The organism is Thermocrinis albus DSM 14484 (genome assembly GCF_000025605.1).
In the GTDB taxonomy this organism is placed as follows: domain Bacteria; phylum Aquificota; class Aquificia; order Aquificales; family Aquificaceae; genus Thermocrinis; species Thermocrinis albus.
This window is the reverse complement of record NC_013894.1, coordinates 1,090,246-1,111,524: the sequence shown is the minus strand read 5'-3', so window position 1 is coordinate 1,111,524 and position 21,279 is coordinate 1,090,246. Positions and strand designations below refer to the sequence as shown.

General features: G+C 47.8%; 27 protein-coding genes and 1 tRNA gene. 19 read left to right on the top strand and 9 right to left on the bottom strand.

All coding sequences use genetic code 11. The annotated features are described in order from the left end of the window. Positions 1–20 precede the first annotated feature (20 nt). The 6 genes from THAL_RS06095 to lpdA all read left to right on the top strand — a co-directional run bounded on the left by THAL_RS06095 (position 21) and on the right by lpdA (position 5,009). A complete protein-coding gene (locus tag THAL_RS06095) occupies positions 21–1,268 on the top strand; it encodes an OmpP1/FadL family transporter (RefSeq protein ID WP_012992233.1) in 1,248 nt (415 codons plus the stop codon). 38 nt (positions 1,269–1,306) lie between these two features. After that, positions 1,307–2,212 (top strand): CAF17-like 4Fe-4S cluster assembly/insertion protein YgfZ, encoded by a 906-nt coding sequence (gene ygfZ / locus THAL_RS06090; RefSeq protein WP_012992232.1) that lies wholly within the window; start codon positions 1,307–1,309, stop codon positions 2,210–2,212. Further along, positions 2,209–2,634, top strand: coding sequence for a copper chaperone PCu(A)C (locus THAL_RS06085; RefSeq protein ID WP_012992231.1), 426 nt, complete (start codon positions 2,209–2,211; stop codon positions 2,632–2,634). Before ygfZ ends, THAL_RS06085 begins: the two co-directional genes overlap by 4 nt. Before the next feature lie 111 nt (positions 2,635–2,745). Next, positions 2,746–3,378 (top strand): superoxide dismutase, encoded by a 633-nt coding sequence (locus THAL_RS06080; protein ID WP_012992230.1) that lies wholly within the window; start codon positions 2,746–2,748, stop codon positions 3,376–3,378. A gap of 40 nt (positions 3,379–3,418) precedes the next feature. Then, complete coding sequence (locus tag THAL_RS06075) at positions 3,419–3,628, top strand: hypothetical protein (protein ID WP_012992229.1); 210 nt, start codon at positions 3,419–3,421, stop codon at positions 3,626–3,628. After that, entirely contained in the window at positions 3,618–5,009 is a 1,392-nt protein-coding gene (gene lpdA / locus THAL_RS06070; RefSeq protein WP_012992228.1) for a dihydrolipoyl dehydrogenase, read from the top strand. The genes THAL_RS06075 and lpdA overlap by 11 nt, the downstream gene beginning before the upstream one ends. Here lpdA and rimM read toward each other — a convergent pair. Next, complete coding sequence (gene rimM, locus THAL_RS06065) at positions 5,006–5,527, bottom strand: ribosome maturation factor RimM (protein ID WP_012992227.1); 522 nt, start codon at positions 5,525–5,527, stop codon at positions 5,006–5,008. The two genes, lpdA and rimM, sit on opposite strands and share 4 nt — an antisense overlap. A gap of 31 nt (positions 5,528–5,558) precedes the next feature. On the opposite strand from rimM, the gene THAL_RS06060 reads away from it, so the two are divergent. From THAL_RS06060 to THAL_RS06005, 12 genes are all read left to right on the top strand, one after another. Further along, positions 5,559–5,822, top strand: coding sequence for a NifU family protein (locus THAL_RS06060; RefSeq protein ID WP_041434112.1), 264 nt, complete (start codon positions 5,559–5,561; stop codon positions 5,820–5,822). Between the two features lie 23 nt (positions 5,823–5,845). Then, entirely contained in the window at positions 5,846–6,505 is a 660-nt protein-coding gene (gene atpB, locus THAL_RS06055; protein WP_012992225.1) for a F0F1 ATP synthase subunit A, read from the top strand. A 29-nt stretch (positions 6,506–6,534) separates the two neighbouring features. Then, on the top strand, positions 6,535–6,840 hold the full coding sequence (atpE, locus tag THAL_RS06050; RefSeq protein WP_012992224.1) for an ATP synthase F0 subunit C: 306 nt from the start codon (positions 6,535–6,537) through the stop codon (positions 6,838–6,840). 9 nt (positions 6,841–6,849) lie between these two features. Next, positions 6,850–6,993: a 50S ribosomal protein L34 gene (rpmH, locus tag THAL_RS06045; RefSeq protein ID WP_012992223.1), complete on the top strand. Its 144-nt coding sequence runs from the start codon at positions 6,850–6,852 to the stop codon at positions 6,991–6,993. After that, complete coding sequence (yidD, locus tag THAL_RS06040) at positions 6,990–7,196, top strand: membrane protein insertion efficiency factor YidD (protein ID WP_012992222.1); 207 nt, start codon at positions 6,990–6,992, stop codon at positions 7,194–7,196. The genes rpmH and yidD overlap by 4 nt, the downstream gene beginning before the upstream one ends. After that, entirely contained in the window at positions 7,196–8,692 is a 1,497-nt protein-coding gene (gene yidC, locus THAL_RS06035; RefSeq protein ID WP_012992221.1) for a membrane protein insertase YidC, read from the top strand. Before yidD ends, yidC begins: the two co-directional genes overlap by 1 nt. Next, positions 8,689–9,621: an ADP-glyceromanno-heptose 6-epimerase gene (gene rfaD, locus THAL_RS06030; protein WP_012992220.1), complete on the top strand. Its 933-nt coding sequence runs from the start codon at positions 8,689–8,691 to the stop codon at positions 9,619–9,621. Before yidC ends, rfaD begins: the two co-directional genes overlap by 4 nt. Positions 9,622–9,624: 3 nt before the next feature. Beyond that, a tRNA-Asn gene (locus THAL_RS06025) sits at positions 9,625–9,697 on the top strand. Between the two features lie 10 nt (positions 9,698–9,707). Further along, positions 9,708–10,271 carry a septum site-determining protein MinC gene (gene minC, locus THAL_RS06020; protein WP_012992219.1) on the top strand — a complete coding sequence of 188 codons (564 nt, stop codon included), beginning with the start codon at positions 9,708–9,710 and terminating at the stop codon, positions 10,269–10,271. Between the two features lies 1 nt (position 10,272). Continuing rightward, a complete protein-coding gene (gene minD, locus THAL_RS06015) occupies positions 10,273–11,067 on the top strand; it encodes a septum site-determining protein MinD (RefSeq protein ID WP_012992218.1) in 795 nt (264 codons plus the stop codon). Then, positions 11,064–11,306 carry a cell division topological specificity factor MinE gene (minE, locus tag THAL_RS06010; protein ID WP_012992217.1) on the top strand — a complete coding sequence of 81 codons (243 nt, stop codon included), beginning with the start codon at positions 11,064–11,066 and terminating at the stop codon, positions 11,304–11,306. Before minD ends, minE begins: the two co-directional genes overlap by 4 nt. 1 nt (position 11,307) lies before the next feature. Beyond that, positions 11,308–12,096 (top strand): HAD-IIA family hydrolase, encoded by a 789-nt coding sequence (locus THAL_RS06005; protein WP_012992216.1) that lies wholly within the window; start codon positions 11,308–11,310, stop codon positions 12,094–12,096. Here THAL_RS06005 and THAL_RS06000 read toward each other — a convergent pair. After that, a complete protein-coding gene (locus THAL_RS06000; protein WP_012992215.1) occupies positions 12,071–13,096 on the bottom strand; it encodes a polysaccharide deacetylase family protein in 1,026 nt (341 codons plus the stop codon). The genes THAL_RS06005 and THAL_RS06000 overlap by 26 nt on opposite strands. A 24-nt stretch (positions 13,097–13,120) precedes the next feature. On the opposite strand from THAL_RS06000, the gene THAL_RS05995 reads away from it, so the two are divergent. Beyond that, complete coding sequence (locus THAL_RS05995; RefSeq protein WP_012992214.1) at positions 13,121–15,217, top strand: RelA/SpoT family protein; 2,097 nt, start codon at positions 13,121–13,123, stop codon at positions 15,215–15,217. Here the strand turns inward: THAL_RS05995 and nadC are convergent. The 7 genes from nadC to THAL_RS05960 are packed head-to-tail and all read right to left on the bottom strand — an operon-like array spanning position 15,210 to position 21,269. Continuing rightward, positions 15,210–16,049: a carboxylating nicotinate-nucleotide diphosphorylase gene (nadC, locus tag THAL_RS05990; RefSeq protein WP_012992213.1), complete on the bottom strand. Its 840-nt coding sequence runs from the start codon at positions 16,047–16,049 to the stop codon at positions 15,210–15,212. The two genes, THAL_RS05995 and nadC, sit on opposite strands and share 8 nt — an antisense overlap. Beyond that, positions 16,027–16,692 carry an ABC transporter ATP-binding protein gene (locus THAL_RS05985; protein ID WP_012992212.1) on the bottom strand — a complete coding sequence of 222 codons (666 nt, stop codon included), beginning with the start codon at positions 16,690–16,692 and terminating at the stop codon, positions 16,027–16,029. The genes nadC and THAL_RS05985 overlap by 23 nt, the downstream gene beginning before the upstream one ends. Then, positions 16,685–17,863, bottom strand: a complete 1,179-nt coding sequence (locus THAL_RS05980; RefSeq protein ID WP_012992211.1) for an ABC transporter permease — start codon at positions 17,861–17,863, stop codon at positions 16,685–16,687. Before THAL_RS05980 ends, THAL_RS05985 begins: the two co-directional genes overlap by 8 nt. After that, positions 17,860–18,537 (bottom strand): PilZ domain-containing protein, encoded by a 678-nt coding sequence (locus tag THAL_RS05975; RefSeq protein WP_012992210.1) that lies wholly within the window; start codon positions 18,535–18,537, stop codon positions 17,860–17,862. Before THAL_RS05975 ends, THAL_RS05980 begins: the two co-directional genes overlap by 4 nt. 10 nt (positions 18,538–18,547) lie before the next feature. After that, positions 18,548–19,822 (bottom strand): class I SAM-dependent RNA methyltransferase, encoded by a 1,275-nt coding sequence (locus THAL_RS05970; RefSeq protein ID WP_012992209.1) that lies wholly within the window; start codon positions 19,820–19,822, stop codon positions 18,548–18,550. Beyond that, positions 19,819–20,802: a transcription termination factor NusA gene (nusA, locus tag THAL_RS05965; RefSeq protein ID WP_012992208.1), complete on the bottom strand. Its 984-nt coding sequence runs from the start codon at positions 20,800–20,802 to the stop codon at positions 19,819–19,821. Before nusA ends, THAL_RS05970 begins: the two co-directional genes overlap by 4 nt. Beyond that, positions 20,796–21,269 (bottom strand): ribosome maturation factor RimP, encoded by a 474-nt coding sequence (locus THAL_RS05960; protein WP_012992207.1) that lies wholly within the window; start codon positions 21,267–21,269, stop codon positions 20,796–20,798. The genes nusA and THAL_RS05960 overlap by 7 nt, the downstream gene beginning before the upstream one ends. Positions 21,270–21,279 lie beyond the last annotated feature (10 nt).

The window sequence follows — 21,279 nt, the reverse complement described above, 5'->3', positions numbered from 1 at the left end:
AAACTTAAGGGAGGTGTGACATGAAGAAAGTTCTCACACTGGGGGCTCTCCTCTTTACAGCGGGAGTTTCTTTTGCCACCAACGGAGACAACCTTATAGGCGTGTCTCCTGCCTCTAGAGGTATGGGTGGTATAGGTGTGGGTATGCCTGTAGGACCCACCGACAGCATTTTCAGAAACCCCGCGTGGATGAGCTATTATAAAGGCTTTAATCTCAGCTTCGGTGGAATACTCTTCATGCCTACTGTTAAAGCAAAGAGCAACGTAACACCTTTGGGACCCTGGAATCCACCTGCGGAAGCCACTAGCCAGGCCAAGTTCTTTGTAGTACCAGAGGTAGGTATAGTTCACCAAATTAATGACAGACTCACCTTCGGTATAGGAGCCTTCGGTGTATCTGGTATGGGAACAGATTACAGAAATAAGGATCCACAATTTAGCAACATGCACACCACCTTCCAGTTTATGAGAGTAATACCGGCCCTTGCCTACAAGGTGAACGATGCTGTTGCCATAGCCGCTGGTGTAGATCTGGCTTACGGATCTCTGGACATGGGAGCTAAGATGTGTGACCAAAGTAAACCCCCCAACTGTTGGAATGCAGGAGGTGGGCAGTCACAAACTTACGGTATAGGCTTTCAACTGGGTTTGGCTTATAACATGGGAGACTTTCTCTTTGCAGGTATAACTTACCAAAGCCCTATAAGCATGACCTACAAGAGGGTTTTTGATAGCAACAATGATGGCAGGTTTGAAGACTTTAAGCTAACACAACCGCAGGAGTTGGCTTTTGGTGTAGGTATAAAACCCATGCAAAACCTTAAGGTAGGCATGGACGTACGCTGGATAAACTGGAAGAACGCCGACGGCTACAAACACTTCCAGTGGAAAGACCAGTGGGTTATAGCCATAGGTGGTGAGTACAGGCCCATTCCCAAGCTGGCTCTGAGGGCAGGATACAACTACGGCAAGTCCCCCATAAGAGGTGGAGCCAAGGACAGTAGTAACTTCAAAAATAACATACCTAACTTTGATTCCCCCTTCAGTGATTTCAATATAGCCTACTTTAACCTGGTGGGATTTCCCGCCATCACGGAGCATCACATAACTTTAGGTTTAGGTTATGAGTTTACCAAGACCTTCAGTGTAGACCTCGCTTACAAGCATGCCTTCAACAAGAAGGTGCGTGCCACCGGTGCTAATGGTTTGGTGGTGGAAGGTCAAAACGCTCAGGACGCTATCACAGTAGGTCTTAACTGGAAGTTTTAAAGGGTAAGGCGGGCTTTGCCCGCCTATATTTTTTCTCTGTGAGGTGGATAGAGCTTAGGAGAAGTAAGATAAAAGTTTACGGTCAAAAAAACAGGCTTGCCTTCAAGGGACTGGATGAGGAGCACACTCTGTTTCTGCATGGGCTTTTGACCAACGACGTGAAGGGTATGCCACCCTTCAGTGTGAGTTACCATCTTATGCTGCGTCAAAACGGTGCACCCATCAGGGAGTTCTTCCTATACAAGCTTCAGGATCATTATCTTCTTGATACACCTGATCCTGCTAAGCAGGTCATAGAAGATTTGGAAAAGAGGAAACTTTCTCTGAAAGTGTATCTGGAAGATCTCACACCCAACTACAGGCACATCTTCTTACTGGGTGAGGACAGTAAGGATTTCGTGGAAAAAGTCTGGGGGAACGCACCGCAGGAAGGAAGGCTTATCGTTGAAGGCTCTGTCATAATAGCCCACAACTCTGTGCGCTTCCGTGAGACAGGTTATGACTTGATAGGAGAACTAAGTGATCTTGAACTTCCTGAGTCTCTGATGATGACAACGGAAGAAGCCGAAAACCTTCGCATAAGGCGGTGTATACCTGCCGTAGGTAAGGAGTTGAGGGAAGGTTTCTCTCCTTTGGAAGCCGGTGTCCTCAGATACGCCATAAGTCTTAACAAAGGTTGTTATGTGGGTCAGGAGGCCATAGCCCGTGTGTACTACAGAGGTAGAACACCTAGAACTTTAGTTCTTCTGCAGGCAGAGGGGCTAAGAGAGGGAGAAAAACTCTTCGACGGCGATAAACAGGTAGGAACGGTAACTTCTGTAGGTTCCGAAGGGTACGCTCTTGGTTACGTACTGAGGGTGCATGCCCAAAAGGAAAAGGTCCTTTACACTCCTGAAGGTACAGCTGTAAAATTGATAAAAGTATGCGAGGAGGTGGTTCCATGAGAAACTGGCTGGTTGGTTTAGCCCTTTTAGGGTCTGCCTTTGCCCAACCTAAAGTAGAGGTGAGGGATGCGTGGGTGAGGGCGGTGCCACCCGTATCCAAGGTCAGTGCTGCTTACATGGTGCTTAAAAACAACGGAGACAAACCTGAAAAACTTCTATCCGCCTCCAGCTCCGTGGCACATCACGTAGAGCTTCACGAAACCCAAGACGGTAAAATGAGAAGGGTCAAGTTCATAGAAATCCCTCCGGGTTCCCAGGTGGAGTTAAAACCTGGTGGGTACCACATAATGCTGATAGGTCTTAAAAAACCTCTGAAAGAAGGGGAAAAAGTAAGCATCACCTTACACTTTGAATCGGGGAAACTCACAGTGGAGGCACCCGTAAAGAAGTCGGAGGATACGGAAGAACACCATCACCACTAAGCATTCCAAAATAGTACGTTCTGCAATTGGATGCAAGATGAGATATATCATTCTTTAAGGGTGTATGCATATGGTAAAATACCAATATAACAACATAACGGAGGTAGTAAGATGGCTGTACATAAGCTTCAACCTAAGGATCATCTAAAGCCTTCCGGACTCAAGGGCATATCCAACGAGCAGATAGAACCCCACTTTGAGGCTCACTACAAAGGTTACGTGACTAAGTATAACGAGATACAGGAGAAGTTAGCAGACCTAAACTTCTCCGACCGTTCCAAGGCTAACCAAAACTACTCTGAGTACAGAGAGCTAAAGGTAGAAGAGACCTTCAACTACATGGGAGTTGTCCTACACGAGCTGTACTTTGGACACTTAGGTGCTAAAGGACAGCCATCTGAAGCCCTCAAGAAGAAGGTGGAGGAAGATTTCGGCTCCTGGGATGCCTGTGTTCAGGAAATTAAGGCCGCAGGTACAGCCTTCAGAGGATGGGCCATACTGGGACTGGACATCTTTTCCGGAAGACTGGTGGTCAACGGTCTTGACGCTCACAACGTCTACAATCTCACCGGACTCATACCCCTCATAGTGCTCGATACTTATGAACACGCCTATTATGTAGACTACAAAAACAAAAGACCTCCTTACATAGACGCTTTCCTGGAGAACATAAACTGGGATGTGGTCAACGAGCGCTTTGATAAGGCTATGAAAGCTTACGAGATACTGAAAGGTTTGGTATGACACCAACTGCGGGCCTTCGGCCCGCGTTAAAATTCTCTCAATGAAAGAGACACGAATAGTAAGGTACATAAAGAGTCTCATAAGAAACCATCGTTACATGACAACGGAGGACATAATGCTCCTCTTGGAGAAGTACTACAACCTTCCTATATCTACGCCCTCCGTTTACTATAAATACAAGGCTGTTATAAGGAAGTGCCGACAGGCTGTCTACAGAGAAAGGAGGAGGAAGAGAAGGAATGGAGTTTGATTTAGTGATCGTGGGAGCCGGTAGTGGAGGTTATGAGGCCGGCCTTTACGCCCACAGAAGGGGTATGAAGGTGGCCTTCGTGGAGCTCTCTCCGGAAACGGTGGGTGGCAACTGTCTCAACAGGGGTTGTATTCCCTCCAAGTACATGAGATACGGCGCTTACATGATAGAGAGATTCTCTCACATGTCTCGTTACGGCATACTACCTAAAGGTTTTCACCTCAGTATGCCACATCTGAAAGAAGGTAGGGACAACGTGGTAAGAACCATAAGGGAGAACTTTAAAAAGTTTGCCCAGCATCTTGGCATACCCATCTTCTACGGGAAAGGTTTCCTAAAGGATCCCAACACAGTGGTGGTGGAAGGTGCAGACATAACCCTAAGATCCAGGTTTGTGCTTCTGGCTACAGGATCTTCTACCGTATCGGTAGGGGGTATGGTGGCGGACGGACGGTACATCCACGATACTGACACCATATGGAATCTTGAAGAATTTCCCAAGAGAGTGGTTATAGTAGGTGGAGGTGCGGTTGGCGTAGAGTTCGCCTACATATTCAGAATGTACGGAGCGGATGTTACCCTTACGGAACTTAAGGATAGACTCCTACCCATGGCAGGCATACCGGAAGAGTCTTCGAGATTCCTCGCCAGGAAGCTTAAAAAGCTGGGCATAGATATAAAGCTTAAAACAACTGTAAATCATTATGAGAAGACAGAGGAAGGTTTGAAGGTGAGTTTTACGGACGGTACCCAACTTACCACCGATATAATCCTGCTGGCTGTGGGTAGAAAGCCCAACACGGAGGGTTTTAAGGAGACAGGTATAGAAATGGACGAGAGAGGGTTCGTGGTGGTGGATAAGCACTGTAGAACTAATCTACCCAGTGTGTATGCCTGTGGCGATATCACATCACCTCTCATGTTGGCCCATAAGGCTATGTACGAAGGTAAGGTAGCCGTAAGCCACATGCTGGGTGATGAAGGGTGGGAAAAGAACGACACCCTCATGCCCAAGATCATCTACAGTGCTTACGAGGTAGCTTCTGTGGGTTTAACGGAGGACGAAGCGGAGGACGAAGGTTACCATGTACGGGTGGGTGTTGTGTCCTTCGTTACCAACCCCAAAGCTATGGATGATGGAGAAAACGAAGGCTTTGTGAGAGTGGTGGTGGAAGAGAGAACTAAAAGAATCTTAGGTTGTCATATACTGGGTCCCAACGCTGGAGAGCTTTTACACCAAGTGATACATGCCATGAAGGCAGGATTAGGAGCTGATTTTATGTCCAGATCTGTGTACTCTCACCCGTCCTTGTCGGAAGCCATAGGACAGGCCAGCATGGAGGTTCACTTTGGTCCCATCACGTGGACCAAAAGATCCTAAAAAAGTTCTTTAAGTCTGTCATCTACGTACACTATCCCTTCCTCAAGATTTACATCTCCTACAAGTTCTTTTACAAAAGGTATGTAACCTCTACCTCTGTCTATTTCCAAGAGAAAGTAGGATCTTCCTTCTATTACTCCCGTTACCTTCCCCAGTCTGTGGCCCGATGTAGTTACCACCTGCAGACCTTCCAGTTCAAAGAAGTAGAACTCATCCTTTCCCTTAGGAGGAACCATACCACGAGGTAGGTAGATGTAAGCTCCCACCAACTTCTCCGCCTCTTCCTTTATATCTATGCCTTTGAGTTTCAACACCACGGAACCTCTGTTGTGGGATCTTACTTTTTCCACTTCAAAGGGCACGTAGGGTCCGTTCTTGCGCTTAAAGAAGACCTTCTGTATCTTCTTCCACCGGGAGGCGGGCAGATAAGCATCTACCTTCAACTCACCTTTCAGACCGAAACTGTCCTTCACCCTACCTATGATTACGAACTGATCTACCTCATGCTCCTTCATCATTCTTTAGCATAGAATTTTACATAAGGAGGTGATGAGGATGCCTACAAGAGAGGAGATTGAGGCTGTACTGGATGAGATAAGGCCAGCTTTGAGGTTTGACGGGGGCGATGTAGAGTTGGTGGATGTTTTGGAAGATGGCACCGTTCTAGTACGTATGATAGGTGCCTGCGCGGGGTGTGGTATGTCAGTGCTCACCCTGAAGGCAGGTATAGAGAGGGCCCTCAAGAGCAGGTTTCCCGACATAAAGGAGGTTAAGGACGTTAACTTGGATATTCCCACCACCTTCGGGTTCTAATTGTGATATAATGAAGATCCGTTATGGATAAGGTGAGCTGGACCCACGTTCAGTACGGTGTGTTAAGTATGGCTTTAGTGCTGGGTCTGCTGGCCTTAGCGGGCAGGCCCGGTGTGAGACCTACACCTCTTCAAGCGGTGTGGGAAGGTTACCTGAGGTTCGTCAGGAAAATGGTGATGGAGAACATGGGGCACGAAGGTCTAAGGTACGTGCCTCTGATAGCTTCCATAGGTCTTTTCGTTTTCTTCTCCAATCTTTTAGGTATGGTACCTGGTTTGGAAGCCCCCACCGCCAACGTGAACACTAACCTGGCCCTAGCCCTCATAGTTTTCTTCTTTTACAACTTGGAAGGTTTCAGGTTGCACGGTGTCGGTTACCTCAAGCATTTCATGGGACCTAACGTATACCTCGCACCCATCTTCTTTCTCATAGAGGTGGTGTCTCATCTAGCGAGACCTATAACTCTCACCCTCAGGCTGTTCGCCAACATGAAGGGGGGAGCCATGTTACTCCTTGTTTTGGTGAGTCTCGTTATTAAGAACCCCGTCATAATGGCCCTCTCCCCCATAGCCCTTTTGTTTATAATAGCCATAAAGTTTTTGGCAGTTTTCATACAGGCCTATATCTTCATGATACTCTCCACCGTGTATATGGCGGGTGCGGTGGAGCACGGAGAGCACTGAGAGATGAAATCCCATAGAGGAGGTGTGATATGAGAAAGGCTATGGCTCTACTGAGTGTTCTGATGCCTGTTTTGGCAATGGCGGCTGAACCGGCGCAGGGTGAGACCCTCAAGCAAGGCCTGATGTACCTAGGTGCAGGTCTGGCGATAGGTCTCGCGGCCTTAGGTACCGGTATAGGTATGGGACATGCGGTGAGGGGCACTCAGGAAGGTATAGCAAGAAACCCCACCGTAGGTGGTAGGTTGCAGACGGTTATGTTCATAGGTCTGGCCTTTATCGAAACTCTCGCTCTTTACGCTCTGCTGGTAGCTATAATACTCCTCTTTGTCAAGTGAGGAGTCACGATGGCCACCAAGAGGAACGTCACTCATATATCCAACTTAAAGAGGAAACGTAAGAGTGGTTTTTTGGCTAGAATGTCCTCCAAGAGTGGCAGAAAGATAATAAAGCGTAGAAGGAAGAAGGGAAGACACAGGTTGGCGCCTTGAAGAAGTTTGTAGTGACCTTTCTGAGGGTGTGGCAGAGGTTTGTATCTCCTCTGTACCCTCCCTCCTGCCGTTTTTACCCTACCTGCTCCCAGTATGCTATAATGGCCGTGGAGAAGTATGGTCCCTTCAAGGGTACCATAAAGGCGGTATGGAGGGTGCTCCGTTGTAATCCTTTCTCGCGAGGAGGTGTGGATTACCCCTGATGGATAAAAAGGACATTGATACCAAGAGGCTCTTCATCTTTCTGCTGGTTATAACCTTTGCTCTGTTCGCTTACCAAACTTATCTCCTATTGTTCAGACCATCTACTCCACCCCAGGAGAAACCTAAGCAAGTACAAAAAGATGAATCCGTTCCTCAGCTCATGTTGGGTAGCTTTCGCGAAGCCCAGAAACCCTCTGAAACCCTTTCCTACCGGCTGGGGGACTTCAGTATTAAGATCTCACCTCAGGGTGGTAAGGTGGTAAGCTGGGTGGATGAAAAGTACGGGAAAGATTTGGTGACATCTACCGAAAAGAAACTGGGTGTGTATCCTCTGGAGATCTTTACGGGAGATCCCCAAAAGGACGTAGAGCTTAACTTCTCTCCTTACCAGGTTCAAGGCTCCGACAGAGAGATCAGTATGACGCTGCAGGGCAATGGTTGGTTCGTAAGAAAGAGACTGGTGTACGATGGAGAAAGGATAAAGCTTTACATAGAGGAGCAGGGTCTTGGGCCTATCTGGGTAAACGTAGGAACACCCTTAGAGGAGGACTCTTTCTACACGCACGTAGGTCCTGTTTTGGAGCAAGATGGTAGTGTGAAAAGGATAGATATCAAAGATGTTGAGGGTAGGCAGTCCATAAAGGGAGATATAAAGTTTGCGGGTGTGGAAAGTAGATACTACTTTAAGGGCTTGGTGGGTAACATCCCTCAAGTAGTTATATACAGACTGGAGGGGGATCACTCTCTCGTAGTGGTTCGCTACTCACAACCTCTTATCCTCTATATGGGGGCCAAGGACTACGGCAGGTTGAGGGTGTTAGGTCTCTCGGAAGTTTTAGACTACGGAACTCTCAGGATCATAGTAAAACCACTGTTTGTCTTCATGTACTGGATATACGAACACCTCCATTCGTGGGTTTTCTCCATACTGGTTCTCACTCTTTTGGTAAGACTGATAGTCTTCCCACTCACCTACAAAAGCACTGTTTCCATGATGAGGCTTTCGGAACTGGCTCCTAAGATGCAGGAGCTGAGGGAGAAGTACAAAGATGATCCTGTAAAGTTTCAGGAAGAGCTTATGAAGTTGTACGCGGAGGCTGGGTTTAATCCCATGTCGGGATGCCTTCCCATACTTTTGCAGATACCTATCTTCTTTGCCCTCTACAAAGTGCTCACCATAACGGCAGAGTTACAGCTTGCCTCTTTTCTGTGGATACCCAGCTTAGCTCAAAAGGATCCTTACTATCTCCTACCTATCCTCATGGGTGTCACCATGATAGCTCAGCAATGGGTGAGCCCTGCACCTGACAAAAGTCAGAATTTGATGATGTACGTTACCAGTGTTGTGTTTACCTTCTTGTTTGCCAGTTTTCCATCAGGTCTCGTGCTTTACTGGACTTTCAACAACATCCTTAACATAGTCCAAAGTTACGTAATAAAGAGGTTTCTCCTCAAGGAGGAACCTAAGAGGGGCAAAAGGGGTAAGAAGAGATGAGGGTCTTGGTAACGGGTGGAGCTGGTTTCATAGGCTCCAACGTAGCGAAGGCTGTAGAGAGGGCTTATCCAGAGGCACGGGTTACGGTACTGGACAACTTCTCCTCGGGTCATTTTAAAAACCTGTGGGGATTCGGCGGAGATGTGATAACAGGGGATGTAACAGATCTCTCCCTGTGGGAGTATCTGAAGAAGAACTTTAGGTTTGAAGTGGTCTTTCATAAAGCTGCCATAACGGACACCACCGTTATGGATCAGGCCCTCGTCATGAGAACTAACGCTGACAGTCTTAGGTACATACTGGATGCCTGTTCCTACTGGGGAGCTAAGCTCATCTACGCTTCTTCGGCAGCCGTTTATGGTAAGACCACACCCCCTATGAAGGAGGGAAAAGGGGAGATACCACAGAACGTTTACGGCTTTTCCAAACTCATCATGGACAGAATAGCGCTCAGATACTTGCAGACACAGACAGACATAAAGGTGGTGGGTTTTAGGTACTTTAACGTTTACGGACCAGGAGAGTCCTTTAAGGGAAAGGCAGCCAGCATGGTATACCAGTTATATCTACAGATGAAGGAGGGAAGAAGGCCCAGGCTGTTTAAGTGGGGTGAGCAAAAGAGGGACTTCGTGTACATAGAAGATGTGGTGAAGGCCAACCTCTTGGCCCTCGAAAAGGATGTTTCGGGAGTCTTCAACATAGCCACAGGGAAGGCAAGGAGTTTTAACGATATAGTTGGCATACTCAACGGCCTTCTTGGAACAAATCTTGAGCCTGACTACTTTGACTGTCCTTACGACTTTTATCAGGAGCACACGGAAGCGGATATAAGTCTCGCCAGAGAGATCCTCGGCTATGAGCCTATGTTTAGCCTAGAGGATGGGATAGAGGATTACGTTAAAAGGTTAGAATCGGGTATAATATATTAAGCATCCGGGGTAGCTCAACCGGCAGAGCGGGTGGCTGTTAACCACCTGGTTGGGGGTTCGAGTCCCTCCCCCGGAGTTTTCTCAGCATGATAGAGATAAAAGGTACAACCCTTCCCGTAGTCATTGTCAGAATACAGGAGGGCGCAGATCACAGGGAGGTTTTAGAAAGGTTAAGGGATATAACCAACAGTCGCCTTATGGAGGGTGCTTACTTCCTGGTGGATACATCGGACGGTGATCTTCTTAGGAAGGTGGAGGAGTTTCTCCTGGAAAAAAAGCTCAGGAATGTGCGTAAACTCTCTCAGGAGAACAAACCGGGCACGTGGGGAAGGTTGTTGGTGATAAGAAAGCATCTTCGCTCGGGACAGAGGATAGAACACAACGGTGATGTTCTGGTGCTAGGGGATGTCAACAGGGACGCACAGGTCATAGCAACAGGTAACATAATAGTGATGGGGAAACTGAGAGGCATCGCTTTCGCAGGCGCCTTAGGAGACGAAAGTGCTGTTGTAGTGGCTCAGCAGATGGAACCTCAGCAGATAAGGATAGGAAGAAAACTGGCCATAACCAGCGATGAGGATAGAAGGTCTCCCGGTTATCCTGAGATGGCTAAGGTGGAGGATGGTACAATAGTTCTGGAGAGGGTGTGAGATGACAAAAGTGTTTGTGGTGACTTCCGGTAAAGGAGGTGTGGGTAAGACCACACTGACGGCTAACATTTCCGTAGCTCTTGCCAAGCTAGGTAAAAAAGTGCTGGATATAGACGCTGACATAGGTTTGAGGAACTTAGATATGATACTGGGGCTTGAGAACAGGATCGTGTACGATGTGTTGGATGTTCTGGAAGGAAGGGTTGAGTTCAGCAAGGCTCTTGTTAAGGACAAAAGGGGCCTGAATCTCTGGCTCTTGCCGGCAAACCAGACCAAGAACAAGGATGCTGTAGATCCTGAGAGATGGGTGAAGATGGTAGAGGAGGTTAAAAGCTCCGGACAGTATGACTATATCTTCATAGATTCTCCCGCGGGGATAGAGAGAGGCTTCCAGATAGCTTCGTTACCGGCAGACGCTGCTCTGGTAGTGGTGAACCCTGAGGTTTCTTCCGTGAGAGATGCTGATCGTATCATAGGTATGTTGGAGAACATGGGGAAAAACGAGTACTATTTGGTGGTCAATAGAATAAGGTGGGATGCTGTGAAGAAGGGACAGATGCTTTCCGTGGAGGACGTGGTAGATATACTGAAAGCTCCCCTCATAGGTGTTGTACCGGAAGAGCCCAAACTGGTGGACTTTACCAACAGAGGTGAGCCCATAGTACTGGAGGATTCTTATCCGGCCTCAAAGGCCATACTGGATATAGCGAGGAGGTTGCTGGGTGAGGAAGTGCCCATGGTTTACCATGGTCAAAAGAGGAGCATAATAGAGAGGATATTTGGGGGAGGGGCATGATCTTTGATTTTCTGATAGGAAGGAGAAAGAGTAAGGACGACGCTAAGAGGAGACTCACGATGGTACTGGCTTACGAAAGGAGGGGTCTGCCTCCCAACTTCGCCGATATGTTGAAGGATGACCTCGTAACCGTCTTCTCCAAGTACTCCCTTTTTGACGTTAGTAAAATAGAAGTAGATATAAAGAGGGAAAAGGAGGGTTTTGACGAACTTTGGATAAGCATACCCTTCAAACACTGAGATGAGAAGGAAGATCTTACTTCTTGATATGGACGGAGTTCTGGTGAAGGACAAAGCCCTTAATCCTTTTCCTGACACATTGCCCTTTTTGGACTTCCTGCGTTCCGAAGGCATACCCTTTCGGGTTGTTTCCAACAACTCCACACGGCCACCTTCCACCCTTCTGGAGGACCTCAGTAAGAAGGGGATAAACCTCAAGGAGGACGAACTGATAACACCCCTAAAGATACTGCCTGTATACCTAAGGGAGCTACACTGCAGCAGGCTCTTGGTGATAGGTTCTCCCTTACTGGCAGAGTTTCTTGTAGAGGAAGGTTTTCAAGTAGTGGAGGATCAAAAAGTAGATGCGGTTGTGATAGGGCAAGACAGGAACATTAACTTTACCAAGTTGAAGCTGGCTACCTCGGCGGTCTTCCTAGAATCTGCCAAGATAGTGCCCGTCAATCATAGCAGGATAGTGAGAGACGACGATGGTCTTTATTTTCCGGGTGCAGGTTCGTTGGCTCATATGTTGGCACACGCCTGCGGATACTCACAACCTATACCCAACTTAGGTAAACCTTCCGAAGAGTTCATGAGGCTGGCTCTCAGTGGTATGGAGGGGGATGAGGTGTACTTGGTAAGCGATGACCTTTACACTGATCTGGTAGGTGCGAAGGAACAGGGAATAAAAACCATCTTTATAACCACCGGCAAGTACTCTAAGGAGGAGCTTACAAAGGCCAACTTTGAACCTCACTACGTTGTAGATTCTCTGACAGAACTCATGGAGCTCTTAAAAACTTTATGAGTATGCCCATGAAAGACCACATGTCTCTTGGTACAGTCACTCTGGGTATACGGTACATGTCCGTATCTTCTTTCACATAAGCCTTCTCTGTGGTGAGAGCGGCCTTTAGGTACTTTTTACAAAGAGCTACCAACTGCTGGTTGTACTCACCGAAGGGATAAGCTCCTACAGAGATAACGGTATCCAACCATCCGGATAGGTCCTCAATAGCTTTCTCCACTTCGTGCACCTTTCTCCTTTCGAAACTTTCCTCTTCCTCCCACTCTATGAGACTACTAAAATGGGAATAAAGTTCTCTTCTTAGGAGACTCTCCCAGTCCCTCCTTTGGAAGAACTTCTCAGGAAGGCTTTTTATCATCTCCTTTACTTCTCTCTTCAGTCTTCCTTCTCTGGTGACAAGATTGGAAGAGAGGGGGAAGAGGGGGAAACCCTTTCTCGGCTTCTCTCCATAAGAGAGGGCCAGTGACCAGTGACCTTTACCCGTGAAGAAACCAAGAAGCCTTTCCTCTGAAAAAGTTTTCACATGACTCACCGAGTGCCATCCGAACTCAAAAACATCCCTCATGGCCCTAAGTTCTCCCACCGTAAGGAACTGTTCTTTCTGTCCATCTTCCACAAACTTCTTGTTGGCCATAAACATATTGTCCCCAGAAAAAAGCTCCCTAAAGGATACCCTCCCTTCCCAGTAATCCAGTAAGGTTTTTCTTTTACTTTCCGTGGGTTGTATGCGGGAAGTGGCCACAAAGAGGGTAGCTCTCAGCCCATGTTTCTTAAGAAGGGGATAAGCGTACACATAGTTGTCGGCATACCCATCGTCAAAGGTTATCACCACACATTTTCTGTCGGGCATGACACCTCTGTGAAGGTACTCCAAAGCTTCTTCCAAGCTTAAGACACGGTAAGTTTTCTTTAGTATGCTGAGCTGAAGATCAAAGGTTTTCCACCAGAGATCAGAAGAGGGATACTTCATCAGTTTGTGATACAGGAGAATGAGGATCATGGTAGAGCCTTATATTTTAACTTCATGCAGGCGGTAGTATCGCGGCATGTAGATACTCTACTAACCTTGTTGAGAGAGGAAGACAGAGAGTACGTATCACAGGTGGTAGAGTATATTCAGGAGAAGCACGCCGGTCAAAAAAGAGCGTCGGGAGAACCTTACGTGATTCATCCCCTTCAGGTGGCCATCATTTTAGCTAAACTGGGGCTAGACAGGGACACGGTGGTGGCAGGTCTTCTCCATGACATCCTGGAAGATACATCTACCACCTATCAGGAACTCAAGGAGCGCTTCGGTAAAAGGGTAGCGGACATCGTGGAAGGTGTCACCAAACTAGGTAAGGTACAGTTTAAAGATGTTAAAACGGAGAAAGCGGAGAACTACCGAAAGTTGCTTCTGGCCATGGCCAAAGACATAAGGGTCATACTGGTGAAACTGGCCGACCGACTGCACAATATGAAGACCTTGGGTCACCTACCGCGAGAGAAACAGATTCGTATAGCCAAGGAGACTATGGAGATATACGTACCTATAGCCAACAGGTTGGGCATATGGAGTATAAAGACAGAGCTGGAGGATCTGTGTTTTATGTTTTTATACCCTGCCGAGTACGAGAGGGTGAAGAGTTTTGTAAAGGCCAACAGGGAACAACTTAAGGATTACCTTCGCAAACACTTCATACCGGTCCTCAAAACTCACTTAGAGCATCACGGTCTGCAGGCGGAGATAACTTACAGACCCAAGCATCTGTACGGTATATGGCAGAAAACCATCAGAAAAGGTATTCGTCTGGAGGATGTTCACGACATACTGGGAGTCAGAGTCATCGTCAACACTGTTCCCGAGTGTTATCTGGTTTTAGGGATACTTCATAACATCTTTAAGCCTGTGCCTGGCAAATTTGACGACTACATATCACTACCTAAACCCAACCTGTATCAGTCCCTTCATACCACTGTAATTGGCCCGAAGGGTAAGATGGTGGAGGTACAGATAAGAACGTGGGAGATGCACGAAAGGGCGGAGAAAGGTGTGGCTGCTCACTGGGCTTACAAGGAAGGTAAGACACCCCACGACCAGTCAGTGTATGCTTGGCTCAAAAGTCTGGTGGAGAGCATACAGGGCAGTACAAACCCTTCGGACCTTCTTGAGAACATAAGGTTGGAGCTCTTTTCGGAAGAAGTCTTCGTCTTCACACCTAAAGGGGACCTTCTGGTTCTTCCTAAGGGATCCACACCCGTGGACTTTGCCTATCACATCCACACGGACATAGGGCATCACTGCGCAGGAGCTAAGGTAAACGGCAGAATCGTCTCCCTTGACTACAAACTCCAGAACGGTGACGTAGTGGAAATCATAACCAGTCCCCAGAAGAAACCCAGTCCAGAGTGGTTGAAGTTCGTAGTAACATCACGGGCCAGAAACAAGATAAAGGCTTTTCTAAGAGAGCAGCAGAAGGAAGCTACCTTGGCGGAGGGAAGACAGGTACTGGAAAGTTTGGCTCGCAAGCTGAATATGGGCAAAGATCAGCTGTTGGCACTTTTGAAAGAAAAACTAAAGGTTTCCGAGGAGGATACTCTCCTACTGATGGGTAGTGGTAAGCTCACTCGTGAGAGGATCCTCCATCTTTTGGGTTATAAGAAACAGGAGGAGAAACACAGCGACGCTAGATCTTCTCCTGTTCTCAGTTTAGAGGGTTTGGGAAAGGTGATGTATCAGATAGCTGTGTGTTGTTCTCCTCTGCCGGGGGAGGAGGTGTACGGTGTCATTTCAAAGGGGAAGGGACTGGTGGTACACTCAGCCCAGTGCCCCAATCTTCAGTATATGGCTCTGAAGGCTCCGGAGCGTGTCATGAAACTGGAGTGGCCTTCTTCAGAAGGGAAACATCCCGTGCGCCTACGTCTCAGTGTAAAGGACAGGGTGGGGATACTGGCAGAGGTAACATCCGCCATGGCAAAGGTAGGTGCCAACATAACAGAAGCTCGTACCAGAAGTCTCAGCACTGGTAATGCTCTTATGGAGTTTACGGTAGAACTCAGAGATTATCAGCACCTTCTCACCCTTCAGAAGGCTCTTATGGAAGTAGAAGGTGTAGAGTGGGTACAACGCCTCTTTACCTGACTACCTCCAGAACCCTCATACTTATGTCCAGCCAGCGAGCAGAGTGGGTTATGTAACCACTGGAGATGTAATGGATACCCTCAATGGCGTACAGATCTATGTTTTGGGGGGTTATGTTACCTGAAACCTCCACCGTAAGCCTACCTTTCAGTATCTTCACAGCCTCCTTCACATCTTCAGGTGAGAAGTTATCAAGAAGTACCATGTTAACACCATCACATTCTAGAACCTCTCTGAGCTCTTCCAGATTTTCCACCTCCACCTCCACCACATAGGTTGGGCCTATCTTTTCCCTTACTCTCCTGACCGCCTCCTTCACACCTCCCGCTAAGAGTTTGTGGTTGTCCTTTATAAGGACCATGTGCTGAAGATCCATACGATGGTTCACACCTCCGCCTACTCTTACCGCATACTTCTCCAGATACCTCATGCCAGGTGTGGTTTTTCGCGTATCCAACAACCTTATCCCCTTTTTTTCCAGTCTCTTGGCCATCTCCCTTGTGAGGGTCGCTACACCACTGAGGCGTTGCAGTATGTTGAGGGCTACCCTCTCTCCCGTAAGTATGGTATCTGCCTCACCTTCTATCTCAAGGAGCACATCTCCCTTCTTTATCTCGGTGCCTTCTTCCATCTTTCTCAGGACCCTTACTTCTCCCAAAAGCTGAAACACCCTTATGGCAAAGGGTATACCCGCTACCACGCCTCCCTCCTTGGCCAGCATCACCGCTCTTACCTTCTCTCCCCCAAAGATGGATTGGGTGGTCACATCACCCCACCCTACATCTTCCTCCAGATAAGACAGTAAAAGATCATCCACCTTCTTCCACCACACGACCGTCCCTCAGTCTTACGATTCTATCAAAGTAAGGGATAAGATCCACGTTGTGGGTTGCTACCAGAAGGGTCATGCCCTCTTCCTTGAGATTCACGAGAAGTTCCATAACTTTCCTCCCCTCTTCTATACCCAAATTGCCGGTAGGTTCATCGGCCAAGAGCACGTCAGGCTGAAGTATAAGGGCTCTGGCTATGGCGGTGCGTTGCTGTTCTCCACCAGAGAGCTCAGAAGGTCTGTGATGAAGCCTGTGGGAAAGTCCCAGTCGTTCCAAAAGTTTCTCCGCCTTCCTTACCGGATCCGGAACTCCTGCCAGTTGGCCTATCAGAGCCACGTTCTCCAAGGCGGTAAAGTCCTCAAGAAGATAAAAAAACTGAAAGATAAAGCCCACGTGTCTCTTTCTAAAGTCAGCTCGTTCATCCTCCTTCATAGAAGATACCTCCCTTCCCATAACCCATACCCTTCCTTCCGTGGGAAGATCCAGTCCTGCTATGATGTGTAGCAGCGTGCTTTTACCAGAGCCTGAAGGCCCCATGAGACCCACCATCTCACCCTTTTTTATTTTCAAACTCACACCTCTGAGAGCGTAAGTTCCGTTGGGATACTTCTTGTGAAGGTTCTCTATAAGTATGATCTCACTCACTCCTGAGAACCTCCACTATACTAAGGCGTGAGGCTCTGTAGGAAGGAAGTATACTGGATACTACAGACAGCATTAAACTTCCCAACAAAGTCCAGAGCACATCCCTCACCTCAAAGTAGGCTGGTACGTGGTCCATCATATACACATCCGCAGGTACCCTTATCAGCCGGTACTCGTTGATGAAGTAAGCACCAACCACCGACAGTAAGAGTCCAAGCACAGTACCGGTAGAACCTATCATAAGACCTTGTAGTATAAAGATTGCAAGTACCTGTCTGCTCTTCAGACCGTAGGTCCTTAAAACAGCTATGTCCTTCGTCTTCTCCTTTACCTTCATAAAGAGGAGGCTGGTTATGTTGAAGGAAGCCACCACCACCATAAGGAGGAGTACAAAGAACAAACCCACCTTTTCCAGTTGAAGAGCGTTAAAGAGAGGAGCATTAAGGTCCATCCATGACCTTACTATGGCATCGTCTTGCAGTATGTCTGATATGTTTCTCTTTATTTCGTCAGCTTTGTAAGGATCATAAAGGTACACTTCAAAACCACGCATCTGCCAATCGTCCCCAAAGAAACGCTGGGCCTCCTGTAACGGGAGTATCACAGTAAGATAATCCTGTTCGAAAGTACCTGTTTTAAAGATACCTGCCACCTCAAAGGTGGCCGTTTTAGGAAGAAACCCTAAGGGAGTCCTGATTCCCATAGGAGAAACGAGGACCACTTTATCACCTATCTTTACACCCAACACGTCTGCCACACCCTCACCCAACAACAGTCCCTTCTCCAGTTTTCCCTTTACCAAGAACTTCTCCATACTCCTTATATCCTCAGGTTCCATTCCCTTTACCGTGATAGACTGGATACGACCGTTGTAGGAAAGGAGAGCCTGGTACACCGTCACCAACTTCACACTTCTGACACCTTTCACCTTCTGTATAACTGATCTAACATCTCTCGCATCCTTTTCTGTCATAAGGCTTACCACTACATGGGGCGAACTTGCCAGAATCTTATCCTTAAGGGCGTGCTGAAAACCTGCGAAGACAGCCATGGTGAGGAGAACAGCCGAAACACCCAAGGCTACACCCAAAAGGGCAACACCGGATACCACGAGGGTGGAACCTCTGCTGGAAAGAAGGTATCTCAGAGCTATTACAAAAATGGTCCTCATAGTTTTCTCAAGTCTTCTAAGATCTCCCTCTGCCTTCTGAGGATATACTGTCTTAGTTTCCTTTTATCTTTCTCCTCCATCTCCAACCTAAAACCGAGTCTTACGTAGACACCTTCCTGATGGCTCAGTATGTTTCTGAGCTCACCCAATCCCCTGATGGTATCACTGTGAGGAAGGTAAAGCTCCAGATAAACCTCCTTGTGAAGACTGTGGGGAGGGGTTAAGTCGGTCAGTAACCTCTCCGCTTCTTCTTTAGTGAGCAGAACACCCACACCTACTTCGCTTATGTCCACAACCTTAGCCCTCACGAATTCGGTCTCATGTACCCAGAAATTCACGTAGATGGGTTCCCTATCAGAGGGTTCTACCCTCACGAACTCTCGGAGAACAAAGGGGGGAGGTGGTGCTATACCTAACACCTCAACAACGAGCTCATCCCTTATGTTACTGAAGACAGAAGCCTCTATATACACCTCCTTCAGTTTCATATACACGGAGGGTGAGGAGAATATGTGACGAAACCTGCAGTCTTTCATATCCAGGCTCACAAACCTCTCCTCAGGAGACACCCACTTGATGGTCATCCTGACCCTTACAGGCACACCTTTCCATTGGGATAGCAGTTCTACACTTCCGCCTTCTCTCAGTTCCCCTATAAGATCATAGAGGTTCATGGATAGAATTTTAGCTTAGCTCCAAGAAACTCACACTCTCCACATGATAAGTTTGAGGAAAGTTGTCCACAAGCCTGATAACCTTAAGACTATAGCCACCTTTGGACAGGACCTTCAGATCCCTGGCCAGCGTGGAAGGGTTACAGGAAACGTACACGATGTTCTTAGGTTTGTTGGAGAGTATTAGTTGGGTTTCTCCTTCTGAGAGTCCCTCTCTTGGAGGATCCACCACCAAAAGATCTATCACCTCACCTGCCAAGTTCTTTAGGGTATCTACAGCTCTTTCGTGGACAAACACCACCTTGTCTACACTGTTTATCCTAGCACTGTACTGGGCATCTCTCACCGCCACTTGGTTTACGTCGGAGGCGTAGAGAAACTCGGCTCGCTGAGAGAGGGGTAGACTGAAAAAGCCTATGCCACAGTGTATCTCTACAGCTTTCCTTACTCTCTGCACCTTCTCCAGAACTGCGTTAACAAATTCCTCGTACAGAGTGTAGTTGACCTGAAGGAAGGAATCGGCACTCACTCTGTACCGGTAAGGACCCACCTGTATGAAGGTAAAGTCCCTTCCCAAAAAGTACCTTCTCACTGGTGTGTCCCGTAGCATCGTGTAGTTCCCTACTCCCACCACCTGAGGTGGTATATAAAGCTCCTTCAGTTTTCTCAGACGGTCCTTATCAATGGGTGACACAGTCACCAGTTTGAGAAGAAACTCTTTCTCCCACGGTGAGTAAAGAACATGAATCTCTCTCAAGTCCTTTACTTGTCTGCTGAGTTCCCGCAGGGTCGGTATTATCTGGTTTATGTCTCTGTGCACCAAGAGGCACTCCTCTATGTCCACCAATTGGTGGGTTCCCCATGCGAAGAAACCCACCTTTCCATCCTCCACCTTGAACTGCACCCTTAGCCTGTAGTGAAACTCGCTGCCGGAAACCACAGGAGGACCCAGGTTCACTGACTGAAGTTTTCCTATTCTCTTCAGATTATCCAGAAGAATGTCGTTTTTGGCCTCCAGCTGAGCAGAGTAGTCCATATGCTGTATCTGACACCCACCGCAGTGGGTATAGTACCTACAGGGAGGGTTCCTCCGCGTACCGGAAGGTATGATCACCTTTTCCACAGTAGCTTCTGAGTAATCCCTCTTCTCCCTTATGATCTGAGCCCTCACCACCTCACCGGGAGCAGCGTACCTAACCAGATACACCCTTCCATCCTCTCCCGTAGCAAAACCGTACCCGCCGTAAACCAGTTTTTGAATCTTGAGTTCTTGAACTCCTTTCATGTCATCTTGGTAAGTTTTTCAAAATCCTCCTCTGAATAAACATCTATGCGCCAACCGGTTATCTTACTGGCAAGTCGGACGTTAACCCCACCTTTTCCTATGGCCAAAGACAGTTTCTCCTTCGGTACAGCCACCTCAGCCCTCTTTTCTTCTGGGAACAGTCTAACGGCACTGACAGGTGCCGGTGCCAGACTACGTTTAATGAGCTCCTCTACACTATCACTCTTTTTTATCACGTCTATACGCTCACCGGAGAGCTCCTCCGTTATGGGAGCTATCTTGGAACCTCTTACACCCACCACCACCCCCACAGGGTCCATTCTGGAGTCGGTGGAGCTCACCAACACCTTAGCCCTCTCACCCGGTTCGCGAGCTATAGCCTCCACCTTGATGTATCCCTCCTTTATCTCCGGTACCTCTGCCTCAAGGAGTTTTTTTAAAAAGCGCGGGTGGGTACGTGAAAGGATTATCTCGTACTTTCCTCGCCTTTTTCTCACTTCCAGTAAAAGAGCCCTCAATCTATCTCCCACTTTGTAATGTTCCTTAGGTATCTGTTCCTTCTTGGGAAGAACTCCCATCACCTTTCCAAGATCCACCAAAAGATCCCCATCCTCCTGAACCTTTCTCACTATCCCCACCACTATCTCACCCTCCAACTCCACAAACTCCAAGTAACTACGCTCTTCCTCGGCTCTCTCCAGCTCCTTCAAAAACTCCTCCTTGGCGGCGTAAGCTGCTATCCTGTCCATATCCGCCGGTTCTATATCTATGGGTAACTTAATAGTCTGATCTTTACTCCTACGCACCAGGTAAGCTTTTATGTGATCGTCCTCCAGCTGTACTTCCACATCCTCTCTGATCTTCTGAGACTTCTTGACGGCCAGTGCTATGGAGTTTCTGAGAGCTCTCTCTACGAGCCACTCGGGTAGATTCTTCTCTTTGGCCACCTGTTCTATCAGTCTTCTTAGGTTCTTTACCATTCTTCCATCTCCAGATTGGCCCTAGCTACGTGGCTGAGAGGTACGTGAAGTATGTTCCTCGAATCCTTTTCCTCCAGCTTCAGCACCCCCTCCGTGACACCCCTTATGTACCCCTTTATCTCCCTGCGTCCCTCCACCGGCTGGCGCAGTATAACACGCACGAGTCTTCCTTCAAAGAACTCAAAGTGTTCCGGCTTGGTGAGTTCTCTGTTTAGACCAGGCGATGAGACTTCCAGCATGTAGGAGAAAGGGATTATATCCTCCACGTCCAGAAGTGCGCTCACCTTCCTACTGACCTCCTCACAATCCCCTATGGTGATTCCCCCCTCTTTGTCCAGTATTATCCTCAGTACCCACCCCCTCTCCGGTTTGAATTCCACATCAAACAGTCTGTAACCCATCTTCTTTACCAGAGGCGTTACCAGCTCCTTTACTCTCTCCACTATAGCTTTTTCGTTTATCTGCATGGATAAAATT

Excerpts from the sequence above, each read along its gene's own strand:
- THAL_RS06095 (WP_012992233.1), top strand. The coding sequence starts at position 21 with ATGAAGAAAGTTCTCACACTGGGGGCTCTCCTCTTTACAGCGGGAGTT.
- THAL_RS06085 (WP_012992231.1), top strand. The coding sequence starts at position 2,209 with ATGAGAAACTGGCTGGTTGGTTTAGCCCTTTTAGGGTCTGCCTTTGCC.
- THAL_RS06080 (WP_012992230.1), top strand. The coding sequence starts at position 2,746 with ATGGCTGTACATAAGCTTCAACCTAAGGATCATCTAAAGCCTTCCGGA.
- THAL_RS06075 (WP_012992229.1), top strand. The coding sequence starts at position 3,419 with ATGAAAGAGACACGAATAGTAAGGTACATAAAGAGTCTCATAAGAAAC.
- lpdA (WP_012992228.1), top strand. The coding sequence starts at position 3,618 with ATGGAGTTTGATTTAGTGATCGTGGGAGCCGGTAGTGGAGGTTATGAG.
- rimM (WP_012992227.1), bottom strand. The coding sequence starts at position 5,527 with ATGATGAAGGAGCATGAGGTAGATCAGTTCGTAATCATAGGTAGGGTG.
- THAL_RS06060 (WP_041434112.1), top strand. The coding sequence starts at position 5,559 with ATGAGGATGCCTACAAGAGAGGAGATTGAGGCTGTACTGGATGAGATA.
- atpB (WP_012992225.1), top strand. The coding sequence starts at position 5,846 with ATGGATAAGGTGAGCTGGACCCACGTTCAGTACGGTGTGTTAAGTATG.
- atpE (WP_012992224.1), top strand. The coding sequence starts at position 6,535 with ATGAGAAAGGCTATGGCTCTACTGAGTGTTCTGATGCCTGTTTTGGCA.
- rpmH (WP_012992223.1), top strand. The coding sequence starts at position 6,850 with ATGGCCACCAAGAGGAACGTCACTCATATATCCAACTTAAAGAGGAAA.
- yidC (WP_012992221.1), top strand. The coding sequence starts at position 7,196 with ATGGATAAAAAGGACATTGATACCAAGAGGCTCTTCATCTTTCTGCTG.
- rfaD (WP_012992220.1), top strand. The coding sequence starts at position 8,689 with ATGAGGGTCTTGGTAACGGGTGGAGCTGGTTTCATAGGCTCCAACGTA.
- minC (WP_012992219.1), top strand. The coding sequence starts at position 9,708 with ATGATAGAGATAAAAGGTACAACCCTTCCCGTAGTCATTGTCAGAATA.
- minD (WP_012992218.1), top strand. The coding sequence starts at position 10,273 with ATGACAAAAGTGTTTGTGGTGACTTCCGGTAAAGGAGGTGTGGGTAAG.
- minE (WP_012992217.1), top strand. The coding sequence starts at position 11,064 with ATGATCTTTGATTTTCTGATAGGAAGGAGAAAGAGTAAGGACGACGCT.
- THAL_RS06005 (WP_012992216.1), top strand. The coding sequence starts at position 11,308 with ATGAGAAGGAAGATCTTACTTCTTGATATGGACGGAGTTCTGGTGAAG.
- THAL_RS06000 (WP_012992215.1), bottom strand. The coding sequence starts at position 13,096 with ATGATCCTCATTCTCCTGTATCACAAACTGATGAAGTATCCCTCTTCT.
- THAL_RS05995 (WP_012992214.1), top strand. The coding sequence starts at position 13,121 with ATGCAGGCGGTAGTATCGCGGCATGTAGATACTCTACTAACCTTGTTG.
- THAL_RS05980 (WP_012992211.1), bottom strand. The coding sequence starts at position 17,863 with ATGAGGACCATTTTTGTAATAGCTCTGAGATACCTTCTTTCCAGCAGA.
- THAL_RS05975 (WP_012992210.1), bottom strand. The coding sequence starts at position 18,537 with ATGAACCTCTATGATCTTATAGGGGAACTGAGAGAAGGCGGAAGTGTA.
- THAL_RS05970 (WP_012992209.1), bottom strand. The coding sequence starts at position 19,822 with ATGAAAGGAGTTCAAGAACTCAAGATTCAAAAACTGGTTTACGGCGGG.
- nusA (WP_012992208.1), bottom strand. The coding sequence starts at position 20,802 with ATGGTAAAGAACCTAAGAAGACTGATAGAACAGGTGGCCAAAGAGAAG.
- THAL_RS05960 (WP_012992207.1), bottom strand. The coding sequence starts at position 21,269 with ATGCAGATAAACGAAAAAGCTATAGTGGAGAGAGTAAAGGAGCTGGTA.